The 8,356-nt window shown below is 66.0% G+C and carries 7 protein-coding genes and 2 tRNA genes; 4 read left to right on the top strand and 5 right to left on the bottom strand.

Annotated elements, in window-relative coordinates; genetic code table 11:
- Position 1 precedes the first annotated feature (1 nt).
- Both HF885_RS08735 and HF885_RS08730 read right to left on the bottom strand, forming a co-directional pair.
- Positions 2-77, bottom strand: a tRNA-Lys gene (locus tag HF885_RS08735).
- Positions 78-104: 27 nt separating this feature from the next.
- Positions 105-180 (bottom strand) — tRNA-His (locus HF885_RS08730).
- Between the two features lie 384 nt (positions 181-564).
- Here HF885_RS08730 and HF885_RS08725 point away from each other — a divergent pair.
- The 3 genes from HF885_RS08725 to HF885_RS08715 all read left to right on the top strand — a co-directional run bounded on the left by HF885_RS08725 (position 565) and on the right by HF885_RS08715 (position 2,991).
- Entirely contained in the window at positions 565-1,389 is an 825-nt protein-coding gene (locus HF885_RS08725) for a transporter substrate-binding domain-containing protein (RefSeq protein WP_170104548.1), read from the top strand.
- 146 nt (positions 1,390-1,535) lie between these two features.
- The gene (locus tag HF885_RS08720) at positions 1,536-2,174 is read left to right on the top strand and encodes an amino acid ABC transporter permease (RefSeq protein WP_206109874.1); all 639 of its coding nucleotides are present in this window, start codon (positions 1,536-1,538) and stop codon (positions 2,172-2,174) included.
- Positions 2,167-2,991 (top strand): amino acid ABC transporter ATP-binding protein, encoded by an 825-nt coding sequence (locus HF885_RS08715; protein ID WP_206109873.1) that lies wholly within the window; start codon positions 2,167-2,169, stop codon positions 2,989-2,991. Before HF885_RS08720 ends, HF885_RS08715 begins: the two co-directional genes overlap by 8 nt.
- 192 nt (positions 2,992-3,183) lie before the next feature.
- Here the strand turns inward: HF885_RS08715 and HF885_RS08710 are convergent, their stop codons facing one another.
- The 3 genes from HF885_RS08710 to HF885_RS08700 all read right to left on the bottom strand — a co-directional run bounded on the left by HF885_RS08710 (position 3,184) and on the right by HF885_RS08700 (position 6,756).
- The gene (locus HF885_RS08710) at positions 3,184-4,200 is read right to left on the bottom strand and encodes an aspartate-semialdehyde dehydrogenase (protein ID WP_170104547.1); all 1,017 of its coding nucleotides are present in this window, start codon (positions 4,198-4,200) and stop codon (positions 3,184-3,186) included.
- 81 nt (positions 4,201-4,281) lie between these two features.
- Complete coding sequence (locus tag HF885_RS08705) at positions 4,282-5,622, bottom strand: aspartate kinase (protein ID WP_154542296.1); 1,341 nt, start codon at positions 5,620-5,622, stop codon at positions 4,282-4,284.
- Between the two features lie 3 nt (positions 5,623-5,625).
- Positions 5,626-6,756 (bottom strand): homoserine dehydrogenase, encoded by a 1,131-nt coding sequence (locus HF885_RS08700; protein WP_170104546.1) that lies wholly within the window; start codon positions 6,754-6,756, stop codon positions 5,626-5,628.
- A 102-nt stretch (positions 6,757-6,858) separates the two neighbouring features.
- Here HF885_RS08700 and thrC point away from each other — a divergent pair, with 102 nt between their 5' ends.
- Positions 6,859-8,343 (top strand): threonine synthase, encoded by a 1,485-nt coding sequence (gene thrC / locus HF885_RS08695; RefSeq protein WP_170104545.1) that lies wholly within the window; start codon positions 6,859-6,861, stop codon positions 8,341-8,343.
- Positions 8,344-8,356 lie beyond the last annotated feature (13 nt).

Genomic DNA, 8,356 nt, shown 5'->3' with positions numbered 1-8,356 from the left:
ATGGTGGGTCGTGAGGGGGTCGAACCCTCGACCTTGGGATTAAGAGTCCCCTGCTCTACCAACTGAGCTAACGACCCATTGACGTCCCTGCGCTGCGCTTGGAATGGGGTGGGTAGAGGGGCTCGAACCCTCGACCTACGGAGCCACGGTCCGTCGCTCTGCCAACTGAGCTACACCCACCATCAGGTCCCGCTCGCAACGCGCTTTGTAATAATGCCTAAACTGCGCGGTCCGCGCAAGGGTGAATTTGGAAAATTCTTTATCCCGTACCCGGTTTGCCGCAAACGCGCACGTAGATGGCTCAGGATGCCCTTCAAAAATGGAGACAAGGTGGAGAAGGTCCCGCGCCTTCGCCCGCGGCGGCCCCATGTACGGCACAATGCCGCCCCTCTGGCACGGCGCCGCCCCCTCGCCTCCCCGGCCGCACGCGCCACCCCGTTGCGAAACAGACTCTTAACTGCACGCAACTTGAAGCCCCCATCCGCGTGGCCTATGCTTACTGTAGCGCGCTAAAGTGAATGCGCGGCTCTCGTTATCGCACGCCACGATGCCCGGAGGTATCCCATGGATCGTCGTCAGTTCCTCAAGCTCTCCGCCGCGGCCCTCGCCGCCCCCACTCTCGCAGGCCTTGCCGGATGCGGCTCCGGCGGCACCGCCACCAAGACGCAGAAGAAGATGAAGCTCGTCGTCGGCTTCGACCAGGAGTTCCCGCCGTACGGCTACGTCGGCGACGACGGCAAGTACACCGGCTTCGACCTCGACCTGGCAAAGGCCGTCTGCAAGATGGAGGGCTGGGAGTACAAGCCCACGCCCATCTCGTGGGACGCCAAGGACAGCCTGCTCAACAGCGGCCAGATCACGTGCATCTGGAACGGCTTCACCATCGAGGGCCGCGAGAAGGACTACGCGTTTACGAAGCCCTACATGGAGAACCGCCAGGTGATCGTGGTCCCCAAGGACTCCAGCATCAAGACCCTCGCGGACCTCGCGGGCAAGAACGTCATCACCCAGGCTGACTCCGCCGCGCTCGACCTGCTGTCCAAGGGCGGCTCGCAGGAGAAGCTCGGCAGCACGTTCAAGAAGCTCCAGACCATCGACAACTACAACACCGCGTTCATGATGCTCGAGAACGGCTCCGTGGACGCCGTCGCCATCGACTACCCCGTCGCCGTGTACAACATCGGCGACCGCAAGGACAAGTTCGCCATCCTCGACGAGGCCCTCAACTCCGAGCACTTCGCCGTCGGCTTCGCGAAGACCGACGAGGGCAAGAAGCTCGCGAAGACCGTCCAGGCGGACCTCAAGAAGCTCGACAAGCAGGGCAAGGTCAAGGAGCTGTGCGAGAAGTACGCGGACCAGGGCGTGTCGTACGACCTCTGGGTGCTCTAGCCACGGCATAGATGACCTGCCGGTCGGCGGCCCCCGTGGCCGCCGACTTTTTGCCATCTGGGACGTGCGTCCCCTCCTGGCATACCATAGTGTTCGCCATGCAAACCAGCTATCACAAGGCGGTAAGCAACTTGGATATCTCGACCATGACCAGCATGCTCCTGGACGGCTACGTCGTGTCGCTCCAGATATTCGCCATCACGCTCGTGGGGGCCATCCCCCTGGGCGTCGTCGTGGCGCTCGGCAGGCTCTCCCGGTTCAGGCCACTCTCGTGGCTCGTGGGCCTCTACATCTCGCTCATGCGCGGCACCCCGCTCATGCTGCAGATGTTCGCCGTGTTCTTCATCCCCTACTACCTCTTCGGGCAGCAGACGGGGCCGGACTACATGTTCGTGGCCGTCATGATCGCGTTCATCGTGAACTACGCGGCCTACTTCGCAGAGATCTACCGCTCCGGCATCCAGAGCATGCCGCGCGGCCAGTACGAGGCGGCTCAGGTCCTTGGCTACTCCAAGGGCCAGACGTTCTTCAGGATCATCCTTCCGCAGGTGTTCAAGAGGATTCTTCCCGCGATGGGCAACGAGGTCGTCACCCTGGTGAAGGACACCTCACTCGCGTTCTCCATTGGCGTCGCGGAGATGTTCACCACCAGCCGCGCGCTCGTCGCGTCGCAGCGCAGCATGGTCCCGTTCGCCATAGCGGCCGCCATCTACTGGGTCACGTGCCTGGTAATCGAATTCATCATGCGCAGGATCGAGAAGAGGATGGACTACTACCATGACTAAACCCAAGCTGCGCGAGATGCCGCGCCCCGATATCAGCCTCACGTCCGCGCTCGGCCTTCCCGCCGTCTACGTGAAGGACGCGCGCAAGTCCTTTGGCGACAAGGTGGTCCTCCGCGACGTCAGCCTCCAGATCGGCCACGGCGAGGTCGTCTCGCTCATAGGACCGTCCGGCGCCGGCAAGTCCACGATGCTGCGCTGCCTCGCCCTTCTCGACACGTTCGACTCGGGCGAGCTCGCCTACGGCAACGTCCGCGTCTGCGCGAACGAGCCCGGAAGCGAGAAGACCACCTACGATAAGGCGGCCATGCGCCAGGCGCGCATGCGCTTTGGCATCGTGTTCCAGAACTACAACCTCTTCCCGCACTACACGGTGCTCAAGAACGTGATGGACGCCCCCATCGTCGTGCAGAAGCGCGACCCCAAGGAGGTGGAGGAGCAGGCCCGCGCGCTCCTGGAGCAGCTCGACATCGCGGACCACGCGGACAAGGTGCCCGACCAGCTTTCCGGCGGCCAGCAGCAGCGCGTCGCCATCGCCCGCGCGCTCTGCATGAACCCGCAGGTCATCTTCTTCGACGAGGCGACCTCCGCCCTCGACCCCAAGCTGACGCAGGACATGCACCGCCTCATCCGCAGGCTCGCGACAGACGGCATGGCCGTGGGCATCGTCACGCACGAGATGGGCTTCGCGCGCGAGGTGTCCGACCGCATCGCGTTTCTGTTCGACGGGCAGATCGTGGAGGAGGGCACTCCGGACGAGGTCCTGGTGCACCCCACGGACGAGCGCACCAAGAAGTTCCTCGCCAACGCGGAGGACTAGGGCGCGCGAGAAGGGCGGCCTCCGCCGCGAGCGGGTGCCCTTCTCGCCCCCCCATCGCCTTTTCCACGTACGCACATGCAGAGGGGACGGGCCGCTCGACCCGTCCCCTCTTTGTCATGGCGCCAGATGGCGCCCCCTATTCTTGCAAGCCTTGCGCGGACGCCGCGGACGCCCGCGCCACGGTGCGCCACGCTACAGCAGGCGCTCCGCGATCTGCACCGCGTTGGTGGCCGCGCCCTTGCGGATCTGGTCGCCGCAGCAGAAGAACGTGAGCGCGTTCACGCCGTCCGGTGCGGAAAGGTCGCGGCGGATGCGGCCCACGTACACCAGGTCCTGGTCGGACGTGTCGAGCGGCATGGGGTAGCGCAGGTTCGCGGGGTCGTCCACCACCTTGACGCCGGGCGCCGCGGCAAGCACCTCGCGCGCCTCGTCCGGCGTGATGGGACGCTCGAACTCGACGGTGATGGACTCGGAGTGCGAGCGCATGACCGGCACGCGCACGCAGGTGCAGTTGACGCGGAGCTCGGGCATGTGCATGATCTTGCGGCCCTCGTTCTGCATCTTCAGCTCCTCGGAGGTGTACGCCTCCTCCTTGAAGCCGCCGATCTGCGGGATGAGGTTGAACGCGAGCTGGTAGGCGAACGGCGCGGTGTCGCCCACCTCGCCGCCCTCGGCCAGCACGCGGCTCTCGCGCTCCAGCTCCCTAAGGCCGGGCATGCCGGCGCCGGAGGCGGCCTGGTACGTGCTCACGATGAGCCTCGTGAGGCCGGCCCTCTGCGCAAGCGGCCACGTGGGGACGAGGCCTATGATCGTGGCGCAGTTGGGGTTCGCGATGATGTTCCTGGGGTGGTTCGCGATGTCCTCGGGGTTGATCTCCGGGATGACCAGGGGCACGTCCGCGTCCAGCCTGAACGCGTGGGAGTTGTCCACGCACACGGCGCCGCGCGCCGCGGCCTCGGGCAGGAGCTCCTTCGCCTGGGCGTCGCCCGCGGCGCCCAGCACGATGTCGACGCCGTCGAACGCGTCCGGCGTCGCCTCGAGCACGGTCACGTCCTCGCCGTTGAACCTCACGGTCTTGCCGGCGGAGCGGGCGCTCGCAAGCGGCACGAGCCGCTCCACGGGAAAGTCCCTCTCCTCCAGGCACTGGATCATCTGGGTGCCGACGACGCCGGTTGCCCCCAGGATCGCGACGACCTTCTTGTCTGCCATGAAAATCTCCTCACTGTTCTCGCACGGCGAGAAACGCAGGTGCCGGGCTCGGGACCACGTGCGAGTCCCAGCCCGTGGTGTCTAGTTCTTCTCGTCCAGGCTCACGTACTCCGACTCCACGAAGTTGTCGTAGATCACCTTGATGGCGCGGGCGAAGTCGGAGTTGTTGACGCCGAGGATGATCGAGATCTCCTGCGAGCTCTGGGTGATCATGCGGATGTTGATGCCCGCCTCGCCCAGCACGCCGAAGATGCGGCCGGACGTGCCGGCGCGACGGCTCATGTTGCGGCCGACGACGGAGATGAGCGCCAGGCTGTCGATCACGTTGATGCTGTCCGGCTTCAGCTCCTGGCGGAGGTCGTTCACGATCGAGTAGATCGTGTCCTTCACGTCCGCGCCGTTCACGACGATGCCGAAGGAGTCGACGCCCGTGGGGATGTGCTCGACGGAGACGCCGTAGCGCTCGAACACGGAGAGCGCGCGGCGCACGAAGCCCACGGAGTTGGACATGTGGGCCTTCTGGACGTGGATCGCCATGAAGTCCTTCTTGCCCGCGATGCCCGTGATGAGGTGCTCGCGCTCGTGCTCCGTCGCCGTCTCGCGGATGACGGTGCCCTGGGCGGACGGGTCGTTCGTGTTCTTGATCTGGATGGGGATGCCGACCTCGCGCACGGGGAAGATGGCCTCCTCCTGCAGGACGGAGGCGCCCATGTACGAGAGCTCGCGCATCTCGTCGAACGTGATGCGGTGGATGGAGCGGGGGTTGTCCACGATGCGGGGGTCGGCCGCGAGGAAGCCCGAGACGTCCGTCCAGTTCTCGTACACGCCGGCGTCGAGGCAGCGCGCCAGGATCGCGCCGGTGATGTCGCCGCCGCCGCGCTGGAAGAGCTTCAGCGTACCGTCGACCGTTGACCCGTAGAAGCCGGGCAGCAGGAACCCGCCCAGGCGCGCCGCGGCGTCCTTCACGCGGGTGGCCGTGCGCTCCATGTCGACGGTGCCGTCGTGGTGGAACACGATCACGTCGGCGGCGTCCACGAACGGGATGCCCAGGTACTCGGCCATGAGCTGACCGGTGAACCACTCGCCCCTCGACACGATGTACTCCGGCGACAGGCTGGAGACGACGGAGGAGAACTCCTCGAACTTCTCCTCTATGGGGTACTTCAGCCCGAGCTCGTCCCTGATGTCCACGAAGCGCTGCTCGATGGTCTTCAGAAGCGACGTGCAGTCCACGTGGTACTCGATGTGGGCGTTCACCAGAAGGAGCAGGTCCGTGAGCTTGTTGTCGCCGCTGAAGCGCTTGCCCGCGGCGGACACGACGATGAACCTGCGGTCCGGGTCCGCCTTCACGATGGACTTGACCTTCTTGAACTGGCTCGCCTCGGCGACGCTGGAGCCGCCGAACTTGGATACCTTGATCATGTGCTAGCCCTCCTGCGGGAGCGCCGCCATGAAGCTGGTCGCGTCCACGCTCGTTGCGTACTCGAAGACCTCGCGCGCCTTCACCGCGGAAAGTCCGCGCACGACCACCATGCCCTCGCCAAACGGCTCCGCGCCGTCTAGCTCCGCCCTCGTCCGGAACACGTAGTCGGACGTGAGGAGCTCCGGGCGCCACGCGAGCCCGCGCGAGAAGTCGTAGCGCGGGCGGCGTCCGGCCGCGAAGTCCAGCACGTCCTGCACCATGGCGTTGCCCGTGGGCAGCATGCCGGCGCCCTGACCGTAGAACTTGAGCGGCCCGACGGTGGTGGCGTCCAGCGAGATGAGGTTGAAGTTGGAGGGCACGTTCGCCTCGAGCGACTCGATGGGCACGGCGACGGGCTCGACGGCGGCCGCATAGCCGCCCTCGCGCTGCACGCCGCGGCCCAGCAGCTTCACTCCCCTGCCCATCGCGCGGAGCGCGTCGAGGTCGCCCTTGGTGAGCGTCCTGATGCCCGTAGTGGGTATGTCCTTCTCGCACGCGGTGTCGAACGCGACGCCCACAGTGATGATGGTCTTGTTGCGGACGTCCACGCCGTCGACGTCCGCGGACGGGTCGCGCTCGGCGTAGCCCAGGGCCTGCGCCTCCGCCAGGACCTGGTCGAAGTCCGCACCCTCCTTCACCATGGCGTCCACGATGAAGTTCGTCGTGCCGTTCATGATGCCCGAGAAGGACGTGACCTCGTCGATGCGGCGCACCTTCTCGATCGAGGCGATCCAGGGGATGCCGCCGCCCACGGACGCCTCGATGAGCAGGCTTGCGTCCGTCGCGTTCGCCTGTCGAACGAACTCGTCGAAGTAGGCGGCGACCACGGCCTTGTTGGACGTGACGACGCTCTTGCCCTTCGCGAGCGCGTCCAGGATGAACGTGTGGGCGGGCTCGAGGCCGCCCATGCACTCCACGACGACCTCTATGTCGTCGTCTTCCACGATCTCTGCATAGTCAGACGTCATGCGCGGGTCGGTCAGGCGGTCCGGCAGCTCGAGGATGCGAGAGACCTCCACGCCGCTCACGCGCTCCGAGATGATGCGGTCGACGCCCTTTCCGACGGTGCCATAGCCCAATACGGCGATCTTCATGGCTATCCAATCTTTCTGTTGTGTGACGTTAGAACGGCCCGATGCCGGCTGCAGCTATCATACGTTATGTAGTGCCGCCAATCCGAGGCAAGGAGCGCCACGATGACTACTTTCTATCACAGCACGCGCAGCGATAGCGAAGCCGTAACAAGCAAGCAAGCAATCCTCGCGGGAATCGCGCCCGACGGCGGGCTCTACGTGAGCGACGACGCCGTCCGCAACAAGCTGGACCTTCGGGCCGTGTGCCAGGAGGGCTACCACCAGATCGCGTCCCGTGTGCTCGGCACCCTGCTGCCGGACTTCACGGAGCAGGAGGTCGCCTCGTGCGTGGAAGCCGCCTACGCCGACAACTTCGACACGCCGGCCGTCACGCCGCTCTCCCCGCTCGGCACCGACTGGCTGCTCGAGCTCTACCACGGTCCCACCTGCGCGTTCAAGGACGTCGCGCTGCAGATGCTGCCGCGCCTCATGTCCGTCGCGCGCAAGGGAGAGGGACGCAACGTCATGATCGTCACCGCCACGTCGGGCGACACCGGCAAGGCGGCCCTCGCCGGCTTCGCGGGCGTGCCGGGCACGGGCGTCACGGTCTTCTATCCCGACGGCAAGGTCTCCGACGTCCAGCACCTGCAGATGGTCACCCAGACCGGCGACAACGTCGCGGTCTGCGGCATCAGGGGCACGTTCGACGACGCCCAGACCCAGGTGAAGCGCATCTTCGCGGACAGGGAGCTCGCGGTGCGCCTCGCCGCGCAGAACGTGATGCTCTCGAGCGCGAACTCCATCAACGTCGGCCGCCTCGTCCCGCAGGTCACGTACTACTTCTCCGCGTACGCCCAGCTCGTGCAGACCGGCGCCATCGTGATCGGCGACGAGGTCGACTTCTGCGTGCCCACCGGCAACTTCGGCGACGTGCTCGCCGGCTACTACGCAAAGCTCCTCGGGCTTCCCGTCGGCAAGCTCATCGTCGCGTCCAACAGCAACAAGGTCCTGACGGACTTCCTCACCACCGGCACGTACGACCGCCGTCGCGACTTCGTCAAGACCATCTCGCCCTCCATGGACATCCTCGTGTCGTCCAACCTCGAGCGCATGCTGTACTACCTCACGGACGGCGACTGCCAGATGGTCGCGGGCTACATGGCCGATCTCGCCCAAAAGGGCTGCTACACCATATCCAAGGACCTTCTCGCAAAGCTCCGCCAGACGTTCGACTGCGGCTTCGCGACGGACGACGAGACCCGCCAGACCATCCGCGACACGTGGGAGAAGGACCACGTCCTCATCGACACCCACACCGCCGTCGCGCGTCACGTGCTGGGCAGGTTCGCCCCCGATGGCCGCCAGCGCGTGTGCCTGTCCACCGCGAGCCCGTACAAGTTCTCCGCGGACGTCCTCGCGGCGCTCGGCACGGACGTGAGCGGCCTCGACGGCTTCGCGTGCATGGACGAGCTGCAGCGCCTCACGGGCGTCGCGGCGCCGGCGCAGCTCTCCGGCCTCAGGAACGCCCCCGTCCTGCACACCGACGTGTGCGACATGGGCGCCATGACGGCGTTCGTCGAGGGGTCCTGCCACCGCATCTTCGCCTAACGTCCGCACGCAT

The organism is Parafannyhessea umbonata, from assembly GCF_012844235.1.
GTDB lineage: Bacteria > Actinomycetota > Coriobacteriia > Coriobacteriales > Atopobiaceae > Parafannyhessea.
Note: the sequence above shows the minus strand (reverse complement) of the source record. Positions and strands in the feature narration are given on the sequence as shown.